Here is a 19,136-nt window from a genome sequence, read left to right as displayed (position 1 = left end):
CGACTTCGCGCAGTTCTCATCGCTCTCGACCGGACCGACATCGCTGGCCACCGTGCGCGCGGTGTCGGTGTCCTAGGGCGTCGGCGGTGCGCACGGCGTCCAGGGTCATCGTGGCGTCGACGGTGAACGGTTCGTTGTGGATGGTCTCGCCGGGTGCGGTGGCGCGGGCGGCGATGGCCGTGAGCGTCTCTGGGTCGGCGTCGCCCAGGTCGAGGTCGGCCAGTGTCGTGGGTAGGCCGACCTCGGTGCAGAAATCGAGCACGGTGTCGATCTCGCTGGTGGGCGCTCCTTCCAGCACGAGTTGGGTGAGCACGCCGAAGGCGACCTTCTCCCCGTGCAGGAACGGGTGGGTGGCCGCGGCGGCGGTCAGACCGTTGTGCACGGCGTGCGCGGCGGCCAGCCCGGAGGATTCGAAACCCAGGCCCGACAGCAGCGTGTTGGCCTCCACGATACGTTCCAGCGCCGGGGTGACGGCCTGTTCGCGTACCGCGGCCAACGCCTGCGGCCCGTCGGAAAGCAGTGTGTCGTAACAGAGTTGGGCCAGCGCGGTCGCACTGCGGGTGGACGCGCCGCCGCGCATGTTACGCACCCGCGCCACGGTGCAGGTGCGCGCCTCGAACCAGGTGGCCAGGGCGTCGCCCATCCCCGCGGCCAGCAACCGCGCGGGCGCGCGCACGATGACCGAGGTGTCCACCAGCACCAGCGCCGGATTGCGCCGCACCAGCTGATAGGACTCGGATTCGCCTGCGTCGCTGTAAATCACCGACAGCGCGCTGCACGGCGCGTCACTCGACGCGGTGGTGGGACAGCTGATCATGGGCAGACCGAGATCGTCGGCGACCGCCCGCGCGGAATCGAGCACCTTGCCCCCGCCCGCCCCCAACACCGCACGGCCGCCGAATTCCTCTGCGGCAGAGCTGATCCGGGCGATCTCGGCCCGGCTGCACTCCCCGCTCGACACATGAACGCGATAGGCGATTTTCGCGTCCGTCAGCGACCGCTCCCACACCTCGGCCAGCAACCGGCGCGCGCTGGAGCCCGCCACGATCAGCACCGGCCCCTCGATCCCGAGCCGGACCAGCTCGGCCCCCAGCGCGGCGGTCGCGTCGCGGCCCTGCACATAATGCCCCGGCGAGGAGAACACACTCAGCATGACAATTCCTATCTTTCAACGGTAAAATTCGCGAAATATGCAGGCGGACAACGCGTCTGCCTGCGCCCGGATCTCCGGAATCGCGGTGGTCTCGAAGCGCGTCCCGCGTAACGGCGCGCCGAGGGTGAGCAGGCGGGCCTGGGCGCACCCGTCCCGGGATCGTAACCGGCCCAGCTCATCCGCGTCCGCCCCGATTCGCAGCGGCTCCCAGCGGGCCAGTCCGGTGCGCACCAGACGAGGCCAGAGCGCGTCGGCCGAGTCAGGCAGCCCGGTCAACCCGGTGCAGTCCACGACCCAGCCCGCCTGTATCCACTCGCGCGCGCCGCCCCGATTCGCCTCGGCCACAATGCCTTCCGGGCGTTCGGTCACCCTGCCGATCGCGCCGGAGCGGATCCGCAGCCTGTCCCGTGCGAGCAGTCGGTCGAGGCGGGCGGCGGATTCCGGCGGCAGGCGATGCCGGTGCACGTCCCAGAACCGGCCGAATCGGCGCAAGAACCGAGCCCGCTCCGGCATGGTCGAGCGATCCCACAGCAGCTGGGTGTGCGGACGCAATTCGTCCACTATCTCGCGCCAACATCCCGGCACAGCACGCACCTCGCTCCGCACGGAACTCACGAGCCCCGACAGGGATCGACTGCCGAGGATCCGCTCGACCGCCGGGCGGTGATCCGAGTGTCCGCACCGGAGACGGTGCCGTCGCGGCAGCAGGCCGTGCCGCGAACTCGCGACCATGGTGACCTCGGGAAAGCGCGCCTCGAGCCGGAAGGCCACGTCCACCATGGTCAGTCCGGTACCCACCAGCAGTACCGGCGCACTGCCGTCGATGCGGTCGAGGTCGCCGGTCCAGGGATCGGTGATCCAGCGCGCGGAGCGGGAGCGGGCCGCGGGCGGGTTTCCCGTCGCGAGCACGACGAGGTCGGCCGCGCGCACCGACCCGTCCGCGAGTTCCACGGTGTAACCGTCGGAGCTGCAGCGGATTTCGGTCACGGCGCCGCGCCGCAGCATGAGGCGAGCGTGCCCCGAGGCCCGGTTCCCGGCTTCGGCGAGGGTGTGGGCGAGATAGTCGCCGTAGCGGGCGCGAGGCAGAAAGTCCGCGCGGCGCAGCCGCGGTGCGCGGGCGCGGGCCCAGCGCAGCAGATGCTCCGGATCGTCGGCGAACGCGCTGACCCGCCCGATCGGCGTGTTCATCAACCAATCCACCTCGCCGTGGTGATACGCGACGCCGCGTCCGGGAGTCCCGGTGCGCTCGACGAGGTCGATATCGATCGCCCGCCCGGACGCCGTCGAGCGGGTGAGCAGCTGGATGCCGACCAAGGTTCCCGCCGCCCCGCCTCCGACAATCACCACGCGTGGTCTCACGATCGCCTACCGCGAATCACAGTCCGCGATAACCCATCGCGGATTCCAGCTGTCCCAATGTCCCTGAGGACAGCCGCGGCCGAGGGTTGGTCGCCGTCGAAACGATAAGGCTGGCAAGCATTTCGGCCTCCTGCTCCTGCCTGCTGGTGTAGCCGGCCCTGCCGAGAATCGCGGCCGCCGCGCCCGGGTCGGCCGGGTCCGCGAGTTCGAACATGCTGTGCCCCAGCAACATGTGCGCGAGCTCGTGCACGATGATGTGCTCGCGATGCAGGTGCACGGTCCGATCCTCGTAGAAGATGAAGTCGGCCCGGTCGGTGGCCACCCACAACCCACAGGGCGCGTCCTCATCGATCGCCCGAATCTCACCGGGCAGCGGATGCAGCACCAGCTTGCGACCGCGCCACTCAGCGATCAGACCGCACAGCTCCTCGGCCGAGAACGGTTGCGGCAGCGGCAGATCGGCCAGCGCGCGTCGACAGCGGCGGAGCAATCGGCGATTGCTTATGGCTCGCTGCCAACCGATGTTCACGATTCCCCCCTCGAGGACAGTTCGAGCCTGTGCGGCTAGATGTTCGGATGTCGATCCGGTTCACCGTCGCCCTGATCCAGGTTCTCGATCTCGCGCAGCCGCGTCATGAGATCGAGGATTGCCTGTCTGCTGCGATCGGACAGTCCGATCGATCGCATGGCGATCGCCCGAACTCCCTCCTCCCGCAACGCGATGGCGAAGTCCAGATCCGCGCTCGAGGCGTCGTCGTCGAGGAAGAACGCGGGCGGTTTACCGAAGAACGTCGCCAGGGCCTTCAACCGCTCCCCGGTCGGATTGGTGTGCTCACCGGTGCGAATCTTGTGCAGTGTCACCGACGAGATCGCCAGGCCCGTGGCCTCTTTGATCTCCTCCGCGATCACCTTCACACCCGGGACGCGCCGACCCGCCCGCGCGTAATGCTCCTCGATCAGGGCGTTCACTTTGCCCGCCAGGGTGTCGCCACCCGCCGACCGGTCCCCGCTCATCGCACCGCTCCTCCTCGACCACGTGTCGCCTCTATGTTTAGCAAACTGAACACCATGAGGGCAAGATGCGGCGTGTTGTTCAATTTACTTGACAGCATGGGTCGGCCCCGCCATAGTGGAACTCGTACCGACCGAACGGCCGAGATCTGGTGACCGGCATTGTTCGCCGCGAGCCATCTATCGCTCGGGTTCGGGAAGTTCGCTCGATCTTGTCCCTGTTCATGCACGAGTCGATCGATCTCCGTGGAGGTGGGCGTGTCCGCTTTTTCTTCGTCGGATCGGAGTGGAGAACGTACGTCACAGGGCGGGCATACCCGCTCCGAGGCGCTTTCCAACAAGACGGAGACACTCGATGAACCGACCAGAGGTCCCCATGCGCGAAATTCCGCTCGTACGGCATGGATCGCCGCCGCGGCGGCGGTCGCCGCCGTCGGCTGGGGTGCGAACCAGTTCGCCCCGCTCCTGCTGCTCTACCGCTCCGAACTGCACGTCTCCGCGGCGACCGTCCAGGCCACCTACGGCCTGTACGCGATCGGCCTGATTCCCGGCCTGCTCGTCGCGGGACCGATTTCCGATCGATTCGGTCGCAAGCGCGTGCTGCTGCCCTGCCTGATCATCTCCCTGCTCGGCTCAACGGTGCTCATGGCCGCCGAGGCCGGTCCCGCCTGGCTGTTCGTCGGACGACTGATCGCCGGGATGGCCAGCGGCACCGCGTTCAGCGCCGGTACCGCCTGGATCAAGGAACTCTCGCAGGACGAACCGGAAGCCGGGGCACGCCGGGCCACCATCGCCATGACCATCGGCTTCGCCGTGGGCCCGCTCGTGGCGGGACTGATCGCCCGCTGGGCGCCGGCGCCGATGCTGACCGCCTACGTCCCGCATCTGGTGATAACCGCCGTGGCGGTCGCCCTGGTCCTGCGCACCCCCACCGATCCGCCCAGCGATCCGACGGCGAAAATCGTTGCGCCCCTGCATCTGTCCGCGCGGAATCGCACGCGCTTCCTCGGAATCGTGCTGCCGCTGGCACCCTGGGTCTTCGGCTCGTCATCGATCGCGCTCGCCTACCTGCCCGAGCAGGTGCGCAGCGGACTCGGCGACAACGCGCTCACCTTCGGAGCGGTGACCACCGCCCTGACCATGGCCGCCGGTATCGCGATCCAGCCCGTCGCCAAGCGGGCCGCGACCACGTCCCGGCTGGCCGCCGTCGCCCTGAGCATCGTCGCGGCAGGCCTCGGGATCGCCGCCGCGGCAACGCATTGGGGCAACAATCCGGTGTTGATATTCCTCAGCACCTTCGTGCTCGGCGCCGGCTACGGCTGCTGTCTGGTGTACGGCCTCGGCGAGGTCAACCGCATCGCCGAACCGACGAATCTGGGCCGCCTCACCGCGGTCTTCCAGTCCGTGGCCTATACCGGCTTCGCCGCGCCGTATCTGCTGGCACTGTGCGAACGGTTCCTTTCCGTTCCGGCGCTGATGATCATCACCGCCGCACTGTGCCTCTGTTCTCTTGCGTGGATCGTCAACGCAAGCAACAAGTTCGACCGATAACCGAATAACAAATTTCACATATGCGGAGAATGATATGCGTGCATTATCCGATGCTATCGACCCGTCGGAGGACACCGGCAACTCGACAGTACTGAAACGAATCCAGGCCACCCACGACGACCTGGAACTGTGGTGGGACTCACCACTCACCGAATACGAGACCTGGGCGAGTGAGTATCTCGCGGAGAGCGCGAACCCGGAGGAGCGATCGCTGCGCGGCCAGATCATCGATGAATTCTTCGATCCCGCCGCGGACAGCTCCAAGAAATTCCTCCTCCGCGGCGTCACCACCAACCCGTCTCTGGTATCGAAATCCGTTCTCGACCATGCGGCCGAATGGCGCAGCCGCATCTCCCGGCTGATGGCGGACAACGACTGCACCGATACCGATCAGCTACTCCGGCTGGTGCAGCGCGAGGTCGTCGCCCGCACCGCGCGAATGCTGCTTCCGCTGTGGCGCAGCAGCGGCGGGCGCTACGGCTGGGTCAGCGCCCAGACCGACCCGCGCTACACCCTCGACGCCGACGCGATGGTCGAGCACGGGGTCTATCTGGCAGACATCTCCCCGAACGTCATGGTCAAGATTCCCGGCAGCATGGCCGGATACGAAGCCATGAGTCAGCTGGTGGCGCAGGGGATTTCGATCAACAACACCCTCTCCTACACCGTGCCGCAGTTCACCCGGCTCGCCGACATCGTGAACAATCAGAAGCGGCCCGCCGGACATCCGTGGCGCGCCGTGATCACCCATATGATCGGCCGGTACGGCGCCTCGGGCACCCTGGACGAGCAGGCGAAAAGACGTGGCCTGCAAATGGAACTCGACGATATCCGCTGGGCCGAGGTGGCAATCGTCAAACATATCCAGAACACGATCCAACCGCTGAGCCCCGACGTCAAGATGCTGCTGTCGAGCCTGCAGGTCGACATCAATCCGGACACCGGCCGCGCGCAGTGTCCGCATATCGCCGAGACCTGCGGCTGCAGCATCGTCTACACGCTCAAACCCGATGTCGTCAGAAGTCTCATCGACACCGACTATCAGAAGATCGACTTCCTCGGACACGGCATGGCCGATCCGATTCCGACCTCGGTCCACAACCGGCTGATGAAACTGCCGTACTTCCGCGCCGCGATCGATCCCGAGGGGCTCGACGAGAAGGAATTCCACAATCATCCCTCCTTCGTCAGCACCTACGAGGAGATTCTGCGCAACCACTCCCGGCTTCAGGACTTCGTCGCACACGCCGTCGAAACCGCCCGAAACGGCAAGACCCAGATCGCAGTGTGAGCGAGGAAAGAAAAGATGGTTGTGCAGATAGACAGCAATGCCCGAGTGTTGATCGTCGGCACCGGTGATCTCTCCTTCAAAGTGATGTGCCAGCTGGTCCAGAAGCATCCGAACGTACGGCTGGTGCTGGCCGGGCGAGATGAGGATCGGACGGTCCGCCTGGCCAATCTGGTTCGCTTCACCGCCGACAACCTCGGCCTCGCGACCGATATCGCGACGCGGACCTTCGATCTTCGCGATATCGACCAGACCGCCGAGGCGATCGCCGCGGTGCGGCCGGATATCGTGTTCATGGGCGCCTCGCTGCAGTCCTGGCGGCGCATCACCGAACTGCCCCCGAAGATCTTCGCCGAACTCGATACCGCGCAGTACGGCCCGTGGTTGCCGATGCATCTGAGTTTGAACTACCTGCTCATGCAGGCCATTCACATCGCCGGCTGGCCGACGGTAACGGTCAACGCCGCGTATCCGGATGCCGTCGGCCCCGTCCTGAAGACCCAGGATCTGGCGCCGTCCATCGGAATCGGCAACGTGGCCAACATCATTCCCGCGCTCACCCGGTCCGTGGCCGAGGAGTTGCGCGAACCGCCCGAGAAGATCGCCGTGCGACTGGTCGCCCAGCATTACTTCAGCCACTACGTTCCGCGGTTCGGCAGCGCGGGCGACAGCACCTACGTCCTGTCGGCCGAATACTCCGACGGGCGACCTGCCCCGAAATTCGACGACGAACGCGTATTCGCCCGGCTCACCGACGAATTCCGGCGCAAGGGCGGCCTGGACGGACAGATGCTCACCGCGTCCTCCGCGGTCCGGGTGCTGTCGGAACTGGTGGAGCGCACCGGACGGCTGGTTCACGCGCCGGCGCCGGACGGCCTGCCGGGCGGTTATCCGGTGCGGATCACCGATGCCGGAATCGCGGTCGATCTGCCCGACGCGACGACGCGGGACGAGGCGGTCGCGATCAACGAAAAGTGCCAGCAGGCAGACGGAATCGAGAGTATCGGCGCGGACGGGACGGTCACCTTCGCCCCGCACACCATGGCGATCATGCGGTCGATGCTCGGCTACGACTGCCAGACCATGGCCCTGGCGGATGTCCACGACACCGCCGCCGAACTCGGCCGGTGCTATCAGGCGTTCGCCGAACGGCACCGCTGACATTCTTATTTCGATCACAATTCCTAGGGGACAACCATGCCCGTTTTCACCTCCAATGAGACCTATCCGATCGGCAGCGACAGCCGCATCGTCGGCGACGACAATCGGGCCTCGGAGGTCTCACCCGCCAAAGACTTCGCGGTGCACGCGGCCGCCGAGGCGGGCGAGGATTCCGCCTACCGCCGGTCGTATGCGACCTATCTGCCGGACTACTTCCCGCTGCTCGGCACGCGCCGCCGATTCATGGTCCGGCACCTGATAAAGATGGCCAAGGTGCACGGCGAGCGCGACCGATTCTATTTGCGCGAGCCGCTGTCGGAGGAGGAGGACAACTCCCCCATCCGAATCGGCCGATCCGGCACGGCCTACCAGAGCACTCCCGAGGCCGGATTCGCCGCGGTCGCGGAGCGCACGGGATTCACGGACGTGTCGGTCTCCATGTCGGTTCCCGGCGAGATCACCCGGCACGTCTCGGAATTCGAGCAATTTCTGGCCTACCGCATGTTCGTGCGCATGTGGACCCGGGAGAACGAGCTGCTGCTCTACGGCGACCCCGACGCGCGGCTGCCCGGCCTGCTGACCGCCGACGGGCTGCGCCAGGCCAAAGCCGACGACCTGCTGAGCGGGATGTTCGGCACCGCGGCGGAGGTCGAGGAGACCGGCGGCTCCTGCGACGGTGTCGTCATGCATACCGAAACCTATTGGCGGGCCACCGAATCCGGTCAGCTGGCGCGCCTGCGCGACGCGGGGGTGACGGTGTCGCGAACTCGAATGATCGCGCGCGATCAGATACTGCTCGGCGACTTCCGTGCCGGGGCGACGATCTACGATCCGAGCGACTCGACGATCACGCTGTCCGAGCCGAATTCCGTCGACCGATCCCGGACGATCACGGTGACCAGCCGGGTCGGTTTCGCCTTGCACGTCCCGCAGCACTTCGTCCTGCTGCAGCAAGCGAGCTGACCATGGTGACCGTGCTCTACATCACGGGGATGATGCGCTGCGGCAGCACCTTTCTCGGGAACGTGCTCAACGAACTGCCGCGGACCACTCATCTGGGTGAACGCTACTTTCTCTACAAGAACGCGCTGTCCGGCGGCGGCACCAACAATCTGTGCGGCTGCGGCGAACCGCTCGTGGACTGTGCCATGTGGAAGTCGCTGCTGCACCGCCGCGGCGGCGATGCCGAGGCCGTCTGGCGCTATCAGCAGGCGCATCACCGCACCCGGCATACGCTCGCGCGCACGCTCGACCCCCGCCCCGCGAATATCGCGACCGACGCCGCGGCCGAGGTCTACGACCATATCGCGGAGGTCGGCGGGTCTCGGCTGATCGTCGACAGTTCGAAGGCGCCGGGCGAGGTGCCCGATCTGGCTCGCCGCGCGGACGTCGATCTTCGTGTGCTGCATCTGGTTCGGGATCCGCGCGCGGCGGTGGCCTCCTATTCGAATGTCAAATCCTATCTGGAACCGATGCCGTGGTGGCGCACCGTCGGGTATTGGACGGCGTTCAACTCCGCGTCCGAACTGTTGCGGGTGTCGGTCCCCCGCGACCGCTTTCTGCAGTTCAAATACGAATGGTTCGTCGCCCACCCGCATCGGGCGCTGCGCACGGTATTGGACTTCGTCGGAATGAGTGATCAATGGCCCGTCGTCCAGGAGCTCGTCTCGACGGACAACACCGTCCGGCTGCACGGAAACCACACGGTGACAGGCAATCCCGACCGGCTGCGGACCGGTGAGGTCGCCATCACCGACACGCGAGGCTGGCGGTCCATGAACCGGCTGACCCGAGTCGCGACGGCGATTTCGGCGCAGCCCGCCATGAGCCGCTACGGATACTGGGAGACGGTATGATCCTGGATCGGACAACCTACGAGATTTCGCATCTGAAGGCGCTCGAAGCGGAATCGGTGCACATCATCCGCGAGGTCGTGGCCACCCTCGAACGCCCGGTGCTGCTGTTCTCCGGCGGCAAGGATTCCGCGGTCATGCTGCACCTGGCCCGCAAGGCGTTCTGGCCCGCGCCGCTGCCGTTTCCGCTCATGCACGTCGATACCGGCCACAACTTCGACGAGGTGATCGAATTCCGCGATCGTGCCGTCCGGGACGCACAGGCGCGCCTGATCGTGGCCAGCGTGCAGGACGACATCGATGCCGGACGCGTGGTGGAGGAGACCGGAATCGGAGCCTCCCGCAACCGATTACAGACCACGACGCTGCTGCGCGGCATCGAGTCGAACCGATTCGACGCGGTCTTCGGCGGCGCGCGCCGCGACGAGGAGAAGGCGCGGGCCAAGGAGCGGGTGTTCAGTCTGCGCGACGAGTTCGGCGGCTGGGATCCGCGCGCGCAGCGGCCCGAGGTGTGGAGTCTGTACAACGGACGCCATGCCAAGGGCGAGCATATTCGGGCATTCCCGCTGAGCAACTGGACCGAACTCGATATCTGGCAGTACATCGAATCCGAATCCATCGCACTGCCGTCCATCTATTTCGCGCATCGCCGCGAGGTGGTGGAGCGAGATGGCATGCTGCTGGCCAAGACTCGCTTCCTCGACGTGGGACCGGACGAACGCACCCAGGTCGAAACCGTGCGATTCCGCACCGTCGGCGACGCCACCTGCACCGGCTGTGTGCGCAGCACCGCGGCGACCACCGCCGACATCATCGCGGAGGTGGCCGCGACCCGCCTGACCGAGCGGGGTGCGACCCGTGCCGACGATCGCATATCCGATTCCGGCATGGAGGATCGGAAGAAGGAAGGTTATTTCTGATGGTCGCTCCGACGAAGAAGACGCGCGGAGAACTGTTGCGGCTGGCGACCGCGGGCAGTGTGGACGACGGAAAGTCCACGCTGATCGGCCGGCTGCTCTATGACTCCAAATCCATTCTCGAGGACCAACTCGAATCGGTGGAATCGGCCAGCCGCGAACGCGGCGACGAGTACACGAATCTGGCGTTGCTGACCGACGGGCTGCGGGCCGAACGCGAACAGGGCATCACCATCGACGTCGCCTACCGCTATTTCGCGACACCGCGCCGCAAATTCATCATCGCGGACACTCCGGGGCATGTGCAGTACACCCGGAACATGGTGACCGGCGCTTCGCGCGCGGATCTCGCGCTGGTGCTGCTCGACGCGCGCAAGGGCGTGGTGGAGCAGACCCGCAGGCATGCGTTCCTGTCCACCATGTTGGGCATCCCGCATCTGGTGCTCTGCGTGAACAAGATGGATCTGGTCGACTGGTCCCAGGAGCGGTTCGAGGAGATTCGCGAAGAATTCGGCTCCTTCGCCTCCAAACTCGATATCCACGACCTGACCTTCCTGCCCATCTCGGCATTGACCGGCGACAATGTGGTCGAGCGGTCGGAGAATATGCCCTGGTTCCACGGCGCGCCCCTGCTCCGGCTGCTCGAGGAGGTGCACATCGCCTCCGATCGCAATCTCGTCGACGCGCGTCTGCCCGTGCAGTATGTGATCCGGCCGCAGCGCAGCGACGGCTCCGACCATCGCGGCTATGCCGGTACGGTCGCCGGCGGCACCTTCCGCCCCGGCGACGAGGTGGTGGCGCTACCCGGCGGATCCACCTCCCGCATCGATCAGATCTGGGGACCCGGCGGCGACAAGCTGACCGAGGCCTTCCCGCCGATGGCCGTCACGATGACGCTCACCGACGAGATCGACCTGACCCGCGGCGAAATGCTTGCGCGGCCGAATAACCGGCCGTTCACCAGCCGCGATCTCGATGCCGCGGTGTGCTGGTTCGACGAGGACAGCGAACTGCGCCCGTCGAATCGGTATGTCATCGCCACCGCCGCGCGCGATTCGCTGGTCGAGGTGACCGGGCTGCACTACCGGCTCGACGTCGAGACGCTGCACCGCGACGAGAACGCGAAGGCCCTGGGGTTGAACGAGATCGGCCGGGTGACCCTGCACAGCCGATCCCCGCTGGTCTTCGACGCCTACCGGCGCAATCGCGAGACCGGCAGTTTCATCCTGATCGACCAGGCGACCAATCGCACGGTAGCGGCCGGGGTGATCACCAGCCCGCTCGAGCAGCCCAATAATGTTGTGTGGCACAACTCGGACGTCGAGCGGCGCGATCGGCCGCGCGCGGGCGCCACGGTGTGGTTGACCGGCCTGTCCGCCTCGGGGAAATCGACGATCGGCGCGGAATTGGAGCGGCGATTGACCGCCGCCGGCCGTTCCGCCTATCTGCTCGACGGCGACAATCTGCGGCACGGTCTCAATTCCGATCTCGGGTTCGGCGAGGCCGACCGCCGCGAGAACATTCGGCGCGTGGCCGAAGTGGCTGCCCTGCTTGCCGATTCGGGTACCGTCGCGATCGTCTCGCTGATCAGTCCGTTCGCCGACGAGCGACGCCAAGCCCGCGACATCCACGAGCAGAAGGGTCTGCCCTTCCACGAAATCTTCGTGGATACGCCGTTGGAAATGTGCGAACAACGCGATCCGAAGGGCCTCTACCGGCAGGCTCGGGCCGGTGAGATCGCCGACTTCACCGGAGTGAGTTCACCTTACGAGCGACCCGAGGCGCCGGATATCACCGTCGTGCCCGAGGACGGCGCCCCGGATCGAGTGGCCGAGGCGATCGCGCGGGACCTGGGGCTGTGATGGCGAATCTGCGGGCGATCGCCTTCGATTGCGACGGGGTCCTCGTCGACAGCGAATCGCTGTCCGCGGTATGCCTGAACGCGATGATGGCCGAGCGGGGCGTGCTGCGCGACGTGCCGTACTTCCTCGATCTGCTGCGCGGACGGCGAGTTGCCGAATGGATACGCGAGATATTCGGCCTGTTCGATCTCGACGAGGATCCCGCGCGATTCGAGGCCGACTACCGGCGCCTGGTCTACCGCAGATACCCGATCGAGTTACAGGCCGAACCCGGCGTTCACGAGCTGCTCGAGGGGATCACCGCGCCGCGAATCGTGGTATCGAACGCCCCGCTGCGCAAGATCGAACTCGGCCTGTCGGTGACGAAGGTCGATCGGTATTTCGAGCGAGAACCGGTCAGCGCCTACGAATTACAGTCCTGGAAACCCGATCCGGAGATCTATCGGCACGCCGCCGCACAACTGGGATACCCGCCGCGCGAATGTATCGCGGTGGAGGACAGCCACGCCGGGCTGCGGGCCGCCACCGCGGCGGGCTTCTACACCGTGGCCTACTGGCGAGGCCGGGAGCCGGACAACGAGGTCCGGCGCTCGGCCGATCGCGTCGTCGACGGGCACGAGCAGCTCGACAGTCTCGTCCGCTCGCTGCTCAGGGATTGAGCACCACGGCGCCGTCGGGGGTGAGCTGATCAATGAAGCCGCGCACCGCGGCGGATCGACGCACCCGGGTGACATCGAGCAGAAAGGCGAGTTCGGATTCGAAGTTCGTGCCGCCCAATTCGGCGGCGTTCAGCGATTGCGGATGCACGCTGCGGCTGAGCTTGGCGCGCTGCGCGGCCTGCATGAGGCAGGCGATGCGCACCGCGTCGCGCAGCCGCGCGGGCACCCCTCGGCTCACCGCGTCCACCCGGACGGCCACCGAGGGCGCGATGTAGTCGTCGAGGACCAGCATGGCGTCCCGAATCTCGATGACCATGCGATACAGCCGCAATTGCACCGCGAACACCGCGGTCAGCATTCCGAGGGCGCGAAAGCGGTTTCGCCGCAACGCGACATGCGGGGCCGCGGCGGTGAGTTCGGCCCACAACGGCCACAGCTGCCACACCGCGCCCACATTCTTGACGTATCGAATCATCGCCGGCACCAACGGCAATCCCGCGCCGACGGCCCGGAGAATTTCCTCGACGCCGATGATCAGTGAGTCGTATCGGAGATACGCCGTGTCACGCTGGAATACGTAGATGAGGAACATCACCCAAACCAGGCAGACCAATGCGGTGCCGGCGCCGAAGGTGAGCAGACTCCAGCGCAGCGGCCACTCCCGCGCGGCCCGCCAGTAGCGCAGACAGACGGTGGCGACGATGACGTTGGCGATCAGGTTGTAGCCGAACAGAGTCGCCCAGAACGCCGAGGGCAGTTCGGGTGCCGGAAGATTGCTCCGCGCATGCGGCGGCGCCGCGAAGTCGAGCAGCAGCAGCGCGACCACGACCGACAGCGCAGCCGCCAACAGCAGCGCGGTCCGTGGTCGACGATTGGTCACCCGCGAAATCAGATGCAGGAGCACGGTCGACGCGCCGATATCGCAGACGTGCCGTCCCATGTCGATCAGACGCGGCGACCCGATATGTTGCGCCAGCCAGGCGACAACCGGTTCCTCGTAGATCGTGGTGGTCACCGCGACAAGCACCACCGCCAGCCACAGATCGCGCTGATGCCGTTCCCGCACGGCTCCCGGGGCCCGCAACACGGCGACGACCCACAAACCGATCAGGCCCGCGAACTCCAACCATTTCATCTCGATGTTCGCGCCTCATCGATGACGGACGGATGGTCCCGATTCACGGCGCCATTCACACCCGCCGAGCGCGGGACCGCAATCGAGATCTCGCATAGACATTCCCTCCCGCGAAGTGACGATACCTTCGAGTCTATGTCCGAAGTCGCCCCCCGCGATGAGGATCGGCCGCCCCGGTCGGTATCGAATACCGTTGACCGACAACATGTTTGTCCCCTCGCCAAACTCGCCGCCGCGAAGGCCGCAAATGAAGAACGGCCTACGTGGAACCGCAACGAGATTCGCCAACTCGTCGAATCTTCCGGCGGTCTGGTGAAGATCCAGCACGCCGCCGACGGCATCGACAAGAACAAGGTCAACCGCCAACTCGGTCTCACCATGACCTACGACCACGAAAACGGGTGGTGTGGCTGAAGTTCAGCCAAACCACCCGTGGGCGTAGTGTACGTGTCCGGAGCCCGATACCGACCAGGTCTCCGTGCCCTGCACATCCGGCCATGATGACCAAACCCGAAGAGAGACAACGTGGCCGGTGCCGACAGCGGCAGGCCGGCGTTGATCAGGACGGTTTGACCGCATACAGATATTTGATCTTGTTGACCAATCGTCCGAGCGGGTCGCGCCCTGCGGTGAGTGGCCGGCCGTACCGTTCGGCCAGTTCCTCGGACGACGCGATAGTCGCGGTCCAGCCCTGCTTTGTGAGCCACTCGGCCGGATCCAAGCGGTCGTCGGTATAGAACAGCTCGGTGAGATCGACCTTGGTGGCCCGGAGCTGCTCCGCCTGCTGCTCGGCAAGCAGCCTGAAATCGGCGCCGATCTCGACGGTGTCGCCGGCCACCCTGCTGCCGGGCGCGGAAAGCTCGTTTATCCGGGCGAACAGCGCATCTTGTGCGGCGCCAGGCAGATACGGCAGCAGACCCTCCGCCGACCACACCGTCGGCACAGCCGGATCGAAGCCTGCGCCGATGAGTGCGGCGGGCCAGTCCTCGCGCAGGTCGACGACAACTTCCCTACGGTCAGCTTTAGGCAGGGCATCCGCGTAGGTGAGTACCTCGCGCTTGAACTCCAGCACCTTGGGCTGGTCGATCTCGTAGACCACCATGCCCGGCGACCAGTCCAGGCGATAGGCGCGGGCATCGAGCCCAGCGGCGAGGATCACCGCCTGCCGCACCCCGTTCGCGGCAGCAGCGAGAAAGTGATTATCGAAGAACTTGCTGCGCAGTCCGATGAATCCGGTACTCAGCGAACTCTGCGCCCACAGTTCTGGATCGTTGATCAGCCGATTCGTGTCCGGATCGCCGGACGCCACGACGAACAACTCGGCGAATTCATCCTGAATCAACGCGTCAGCCTGCTTGGACTCAGCCGCGCGCGAGGCCGCGACGAACAGCGCAGTCCGTCCCACTCTGCTGACTACATCCCAGCTATCGCCTTCAGAACGCATGCTGCTCCCCCTCGCTGACAAGAACAGATCCTACGACCGAGCAGCCTGCTTCGCTCGACACGCGCAACGAACAGCCCCGGCCTGCCGGACGACAGACTGTCCCACATGCCCACCACCGGAATAGATTCAGGACCGTGCCCCTCACCGGGAGGACGCGTTGGACGAGCATCTGATGGCCGCCGAACAGCAGGCGCTCGTCACCGCGGTTGTCGACGGGCTCAACACCGCCACCCGGCCGCCACCACCGTCCGGCACGGTAACGGGAACCCAACAGACGCAACAACTCCCACAACAGCCGTGCGGCGATTCGCACCGGCGACTTCCCCCACACCGAGAAACCAAACACTTTAAAGCGCTGCGGCCAAACGGAATTAGCGAGCGTGTGCTCGTCCAGCAGAGGTCGCGGCCCCTGTCGGCGTCGGTAATTTGCGTCTGTTCCGACTGTTCGACATCACCCTCGTAGATCGCGAATCATGCTTACAACCAACTGCGCGCCGTCGTCGATCTGTGGGGCATTCTCGTCCTTGACATAGATCTCGAGTTCGCCTCGCCACCCGTCGATGACCGCCGACAGTGTCAGATATCGCGAACCATCAGCGGTTTTCGGTGCAAAGATTCCCGCGACGGGGACACCCTGCACCGTGCGGGTCCGGTCACTCGAACCTTCGGTAGAGCCGAGAATATTGTGGCCCGCGTCGAGTCCGAGCGACACACTCCCCACGTATCGAGTCGGTAGAACGTCGGTGTTCGTGGGGCCGGTGTCGGAGTTCTGATAGAGGCATCCAGCTGAATGTTCGATGTCTCCGTCCTTGCGGGTGATCGGGTTGATCGTGACGTCGAACGCAGTGACCTTGTACCACCTGGACAAGAATTCCTTTGGGTAGGCACACAATTCACGCGTGCTGTGCGTGCTGGGCGCAGGCTCGGCGTGGTCGTTGCCCGGCCCACAGGCGGACAGAAGAGCGCTCACGACCACCCCTACCGCGAACGCGGCCCGCCGCGTCATCGTGGATCCCATTTGTCGTTGTCCGGTGACTGGCTGTCGAAGTCAGTGGATGCTGTCTGCTGAACAGCAGCGAAGAATGTCGGGGCCGATCTCGAAGGGCTGAGCCGTTGACGCCCAACGCGGCTCGATGACGATCTCGGTCAACCCTGACAGCTCCGCGCGTACCATCACCGACGGCGTATCGAATTCAGTTGCGGGCCCGCTTGCTTCGTAGACCGACACCCCAGCGGACTCTATCCTCGCGAACTCCGCCGAAGATGATGCACCGAGCAGGGCGACCAGCTTCGCACGGCGAGTCGGCCTCATGCTGAGCCGCTCCCACTCCCCCGAGGCGATCGTCGGGGCTTCTTGCCGCCAGACTGCCGCCCAGTATCCGCTCATCGCCTCAGCCGAGAATTGGCTCGGTTCACGACGCTGATGCAGGGATCGATCGACCTCGATCCTGACCGGTAACCTCAACCTGTCCAGCTCCATGCCGATCAGCACAGGCGCCGTTGCTGCGTTGGGTGCCAATCACATTCCTTCCGCACAGTCCGATGTTCGTCAGCTGGTTTGGACGCACACCGCTCCAACTCGGTTCCTCCATGTGCTCTAGATCATGCCCGAGCGGCTCAATCCTCGTAAGTCGCTTGGCATCTCCGGATCGCCTGCGTCGCCGGCGTTCCACGATCACCACGGGTTACCCATCGAACAAGTTGCGTTACAGAGTGTTTCGTTCGGACGCCGCAATACGCACTGTCGAAGTTGGCCAGGCGCACACGGGTGAGAGATGGCCCGTGGTGGTGCGGGCCATCTCTCACGTTCGGGTGAGGCGGTATCGCTACACCGTCTCTGGGATGGGCTGGGGTGTGGTGGTTCGCATGGTGACGGCGGTGATGCCCGCACCGGCGAAGGCGATGACTGCTGCGCCGAGGAAGGCGGCGGCGTAGCCGTCAGTGAGGTCGGGGAGGTTGTCGAGTTCGTCGGCGCCGAAGGCGGTGGCGAGCGCCGTCATGGCCGCAAGGCCGACGGCGGAACCGATCTGGTAGCTCACGTTGACGAGTCCGGAGGCCAGGCCGCCCTCTTCCGGGCGCGCCGCGGAGATCGCGGTGCCGAGGGAGGGGATGAAGGCCAGGGACATGCCGCCGGCGGCGACCAGGGAGGCGGGCAGGACGTCGACCCAGAAGTTGCCGGTAGGACGGATCAGCGACATGATCGCGAGACCGATCCCGAGGACGACGAGGCCGGTGACGATCATCGGTTTGGCGCCGAAGCGCTGCATCGCCCGCGGCGCCAACACCACCATGCCGACCATGATCAGTGTGGTCATGGGCAGCAGCGCCGCGCCGGAAGGAAAGGCGCTGTAGCCGAGAACCTGCTGCAGGTACAGATTCAAGAAGAACCACATGGGCACCCACGCGGCGCCGAGCAGCAGCTGAGCGACGTTGGCGGCGGCCAGGTTCGGGGCGCGCAGGATGCCGAGCCGCACCAGCGGTTCCCGCCGACGGGACTGGAGCACGACGAACCCGGCGAGCAGCGCGGCGGCGACGGCGAGCACCACCAAGGTCTGCGCTGAACCCCAGCCGACCTCGGGAGCGCGCACGATTCCGTACACGGCGGCGGCGAGTCCGGCCGTGACCGCGCCCGCGCCGAGCAGGTCGATCGAGCCGGAACGCCTTGGCGCACTGGGCATCAACGCCGGAATGGCGACCAACGCGAGTATCGCGATCGGGATGTTGATGTAGAAAACCCATGGCCAACTGAGGTATTCGGTGATGACGCCGCCGAGGAACACGCCGGCCGTGCCACCGGCGGGCGCCGCGGCGCCATAGATCGCCAGCGCCTTGGTCAGCTCCTGCGGGGTCGACCCGAACAGCATCATCAGCAGCGTCAAGGCCGAGGGCGCGATGAGCGCGGCCCCGCCACCTTGAACGGCGCGTCCAGCAAGTTCGCTGCCGACATTGCCTGCGGCGCCCGCGATCACCGAGCCGACGAGCAGCACCAGCCACCCGGCGCCGAATACCCGGCGAGCGCCCAGAAGATCGGACAACCGCCCGCCGAGCAACAGCAGCCCACCGAAGGCGACGACGTAGGCGTTGAACACCCAACTCAGGTTCTCCGGCGAGAACCCGAGCTCTGCCTGCATCTTCGGCAACGCGACGCCGATGATCGAGGTGTCCATGATGACCATGAACTGTGCGGCGGCAATCACCGCCAACGCCAACCACTTTCGAGTGGTCGATGGAGTTTGACCAGACATTTTCACACGTCCTTCCGACGCTCGACCGACGAGCGATACCCTACCCCCCTAGGGTAATCTGATGTCAAGAGTCGAAGCTCGACGAAGGCCGTGGGTGAGGCTGCGGCTGAAGCCTTGACACGTAGCCGCGTGATTACAACCGCGTACCGAGCAGACCGGATGTAGGTGAACAAGGTGGCGGTCGTGCCGCCAGGCGAGGGCGCGGTAGGCCACCCCGCCCTCGCGCGGCGCGCTCCGATACTTCAGCGCGGTGCCCGTCGGGGTGATCCGCAGCCGCTGGGCCAGTCCCAGCAGCTGGGAGCTGCGCGCGTCGTCGTCGCGCAGGCCGGCCAGCTCGCTCATCGGCCCCGAACCTAGCAACCGGACCGGCATGTCCGGCGCCCCGACGAGCATCCAGGCTTGCGCCCCTCGACAGCGGTCACCATCGCGGCCTGGCTGCGCGGACACGGGTTCCCCGCCACCGAACCGCCGATTGAGCACGCACTCGACATCGGCGAG

Annotated in this window: 19 protein-coding genes; 9 read left to right on the top strand and 10 right to left on the bottom strand. The window is 65.9% G+C overall.

Going from position 1 to position 19,136, the window contains the following annotated elements; genetic code table 11:
• Positions 1-16: 16 nt before the first annotated feature.
• From ON39_RS42705 to ON39_RS42690, 4 genes are read right to left on the bottom strand one after another with little or no spacing between them, the layout of a single operon-like run.
• Positions 17-1,153 carry a glycerol dehydrogenase gene (locus tag ON39_RS42705; RefSeq protein WP_040742770.1) on the bottom strand — a complete coding sequence of 379 codons (1,137 nt, stop codon included), beginning with the start codon at positions 1,151-1,153 and terminating at the stop codon, positions 17-19.
• A gap of 15 nt (positions 1,154-1,168) precedes the next feature.
• Complete coding sequence (locus ON39_RS42700; protein WP_051187825.1) at positions 1,169-2,500, bottom strand: FAD/NAD(P)-binding protein; 1,332 nt, start codon at positions 2,498-2,500, stop codon at positions 1,169-1,171.
• Between the two features lie 28 nt (positions 2,501-2,528).
• Positions 2,529-3,041 (bottom strand): hypothetical protein, encoded by a 513-nt coding sequence (locus ON39_RS42695; RefSeq protein ID WP_146251374.1) that lies wholly within the window; start codon positions 3,039-3,041, stop codon positions 2,529-2,531.
• Between the two features lie 35 nt (positions 3,042-3,076).
• A complete protein-coding gene (locus tag ON39_RS42690) occupies positions 3,077-3,526 on the bottom strand; it encodes a hypothetical protein (RefSeq protein WP_040742769.1) in 450 nt (149 codons plus the stop codon).
• Positions 3,527-3,781: 255 nt separating this feature from the next.
• On the opposite strand from ON39_RS42690, the gene ON39_RS42685 reads away from it, so the two are divergent.
• From ON39_RS42685 to ON39_RS42650, 8 genes are read left to right on the top strand one after another with little or no spacing between them, the layout of a single operon-like run.
• Positions 3,782-5,074, top strand: coding sequence for an MFS transporter (locus ON39_RS42685; RefSeq protein ID WP_211336501.1), 1,293 nt, complete (start codon positions 3,782-3,784; stop codon positions 5,072-5,074).
• A gap of 34 nt (positions 5,075-5,108) precedes the next feature.
• On the top strand, positions 5,109-6,365 hold the full coding sequence (locus tag ON39_RS42680; protein ID WP_040742768.1) for a transaldolase family protein: 1,257 nt from the start codon (positions 5,109-5,111) through the stop codon (positions 6,363-6,365).
• 15 nt (positions 6,366-6,380) lie between these two features.
• Positions 6,381-7,523, top strand: coding sequence for a Rossmann-fold NAD(P)-binding domain-containing protein (locus ON39_RS42675; protein WP_040742767.1), 1,143 nt, complete (start codon positions 6,381-6,383; stop codon positions 7,521-7,523).
• Positions 7,524-7,559: 36 nt separating this feature from the next.
• Positions 7,560-8,486, top strand: coding sequence for a family 3 encapsulin nanocompartment shell protein (locus tag ON39_RS42670; RefSeq protein ID WP_051187823.1), 927 nt, complete (start codon positions 7,560-7,562; stop codon positions 8,484-8,486).
• A gap of 2 nt (positions 8,487-8,488) precedes the next feature.
• Entirely contained in the window at positions 8,489-9,379 is an 891-nt protein-coding gene (locus tag ON39_RS42665; protein WP_040742766.1) for a sulfotransferase, read from the top strand.
• The gene (gene cysD / locus ON39_RS42660) at positions 9,376-10,296 is read left to right on the top strand and encodes a sulfate adenylyltransferase subunit CysD (protein ID WP_040742765.1); all 921 of its coding nucleotides are present in this window, start codon (positions 9,376-9,378) and stop codon (positions 10,294-10,296) included. Before ON39_RS42665 ends, cysD begins: the two co-directional genes overlap by 4 nt.
• Positions 10,296-12,155, top strand: a complete 1,860-nt coding sequence (gene cysC / locus ON39_RS42655; protein WP_040742763.1) for an adenylyl-sulfate kinase — start codon at positions 10,296-10,298, stop codon at positions 12,153-12,155. The genes cysD and cysC overlap by 1 nt, the downstream gene beginning before the upstream one ends.
• The gene (locus ON39_RS42650) at positions 12,155-12,814 is read left to right on the top strand and encodes an HAD family hydrolase (RefSeq protein ID WP_051187822.1); all 660 of its coding nucleotides are present in this window, start codon (positions 12,155-12,157) and stop codon (positions 12,812-12,814) included. Before cysC ends, ON39_RS42650 begins: the two co-directional genes overlap by 1 nt.
• Here the strand turns inward: ON39_RS42650 and ON39_RS42645 are convergent.
• Positions 12,804-13,949, bottom strand: coding sequence for an MAB_1171c family putative transporter (locus ON39_RS42645; protein ID WP_040742762.1), 1,146 nt, complete (start codon positions 13,947-13,949; stop codon positions 12,804-12,806). The genes ON39_RS42650 and ON39_RS42645 overlap by 11 nt on opposite strands.
• A 135-nt stretch (positions 13,950-14,084) precedes the next feature.
• On the opposite strand from ON39_RS42645, the gene ON39_RS49425 reads away from it, so the two are divergent.
• Positions 14,085-14,363, top strand: a complete 279-nt coding sequence (locus tag ON39_RS49425; protein WP_146251375.1) for a hypothetical protein — start codon at positions 14,085-14,087, stop codon at positions 14,361-14,363.
• A 145-nt stretch (positions 14,364-14,508) separates the two neighbouring features.
• Here ON39_RS49425 and ON39_RS42640 read toward each other — a convergent pair whose 3' ends face one another.
• From ON39_RS42640 to ON39_RS42620, 5 genes are all read right to left on the bottom strand, one after another.
• Complete coding sequence (locus ON39_RS42640) at positions 14,509-15,393, bottom strand: class I SAM-dependent methyltransferase (protein WP_040742761.1); 885 nt, start codon at positions 15,391-15,393, stop codon at positions 14,509-14,511.
• Positions 15,394-15,844: 451 nt separating this feature from the next.
• Positions 15,845-16,363 (bottom strand): hypothetical protein, encoded by a 519-nt coding sequence (locus ON39_RS42635; protein WP_146251376.1) that lies wholly within the window; start codon positions 16,361-16,363, stop codon positions 15,845-15,847.
• 78 nt (positions 16,364-16,441) lie between these two features.
• Entirely contained in the window at positions 16,442-16,912 is a 471-nt protein-coding gene (locus tag ON39_RS42630; protein ID WP_146251377.1) for a hypothetical protein, read from the bottom strand.
• Positions 16,913-17,219: 307 nt separating this feature from the next.
• On the bottom strand, positions 17,220-18,638 hold the full coding sequence (locus ON39_RS42625; protein ID WP_040742758.1) for an MFS transporter: 1,419 nt from the start codon (positions 18,636-18,638) through the stop codon (positions 17,220-17,222).
• Positions 18,639-18,686: 48 nt separating this feature from the next.
• Entirely contained in the window at positions 18,687-19,031 is a 345-nt protein-coding gene (locus tag ON39_RS42620) for a hypothetical protein (RefSeq protein ID WP_040742757.1), read from the bottom strand.
• Positions 19,032-19,136 lie beyond the last annotated feature (105 nt).

The sequence above is a fragment of the Nocardia tenerifensis NBRC 101015 genome (genome assembly GCF_000308715.1).
Classification (GTDB): Bacteria; Actinomycetota; Actinomycetes; order Mycobacteriales; family Mycobacteriaceae; genus Nocardia; species Nocardia tenerifensis.
This window is presented reverse-complemented; position numbering and strand designations above follow the sequence as displayed.

Excerpts from the sequence above, each read along its gene's own strand:
- ON39_RS49425 (WP_146251375.1), top strand. The coding sequence starts at position 14,085 with ATGTCCGAAGTCGCCCCCCGCGATGAGGATCGGCCGCCCCGGTCGGTA.
- cysC (WP_040742763.1), top strand. The coding sequence starts at position 10,296 with ATGGTCGCTCCGACGAAGAAGACGCGCGGAGAACTGTTGCGGCTGGCG.
- ON39_RS42625 (WP_040742758.1), bottom strand. The coding sequence starts at position 18,638 with ATGTCTGGTCAAACTCCATCGACCACTCGAAAGTGGTTGGCGTTGGCG.
- ON39_RS42675 (WP_040742767.1), top strand. The coding sequence starts at position 6,381 with ATGGTTGTGCAGATAGACAGCAATGCCCGAGTGTTGATCGTCGGCACC.
- ON39_RS42670 (WP_051187823.1), top strand. The coding sequence starts at position 7,560 with ATGCCCGTTTTCACCTCCAATGAGACCTATCCGATCGGCAGCGACAGC.
- ON39_RS42690 (WP_040742769.1), bottom strand. The coding sequence starts at position 3,526 with ATGAGCGGGGACCGGTCGGCGGGTGGCGACACCCTGGCGGGCAAAGTG.
- ON39_RS42680 (WP_040742768.1), top strand. The coding sequence starts at position 5,109 with ATGCGTGCATTATCCGATGCTATCGACCCGTCGGAGGACACCGGCAAC.
- ON39_RS42650 (WP_051187822.1), top strand. The coding sequence starts at position 12,155 with ATGGCGAATCTGCGGGCGATCGCCTTCGATTGCGACGGGGTCCTCGTC.
- ON39_RS42620 (WP_040742757.1), bottom strand. The coding sequence starts at position 19,031 with ATGCTCGTCGGGGCGCCGGACATGCCGGTCCGGTTGCTAGGTTCGGGG.
- cysD (WP_040742765.1), top strand. The coding sequence starts at position 9,376 with ATGATCCTGGATCGGACAACCTACGAGATTTCGCATCTGAAGGCGCTC.
- ON39_RS42705 (WP_040742770.1), bottom strand. The coding sequence starts at position 1,153 with ATGCTGAGTGTGTTCTCCTCGCCGGGGCATTATGTGCAGGGCCGCGAC.
- ON39_RS42640 (WP_040742761.1), bottom strand. The coding sequence starts at position 15,393 with ATGCGTTCTGAAGGCGATAGCTGGGATGTAGTCAGCAGAGTGGGACGG.
- ON39_RS42645 (WP_040742762.1), bottom strand. The coding sequence starts at position 13,949 with ATGAAATGGTTGGAGTTCGCGGGCCTGATCGGTTTGTGGGTCGTCGCC.
- ON39_RS42665 (WP_040742766.1), top strand. The coding sequence starts at position 8,489 with ATGGTGACCGTGCTCTACATCACGGGGATGATGCGCTGCGGCAGCACC.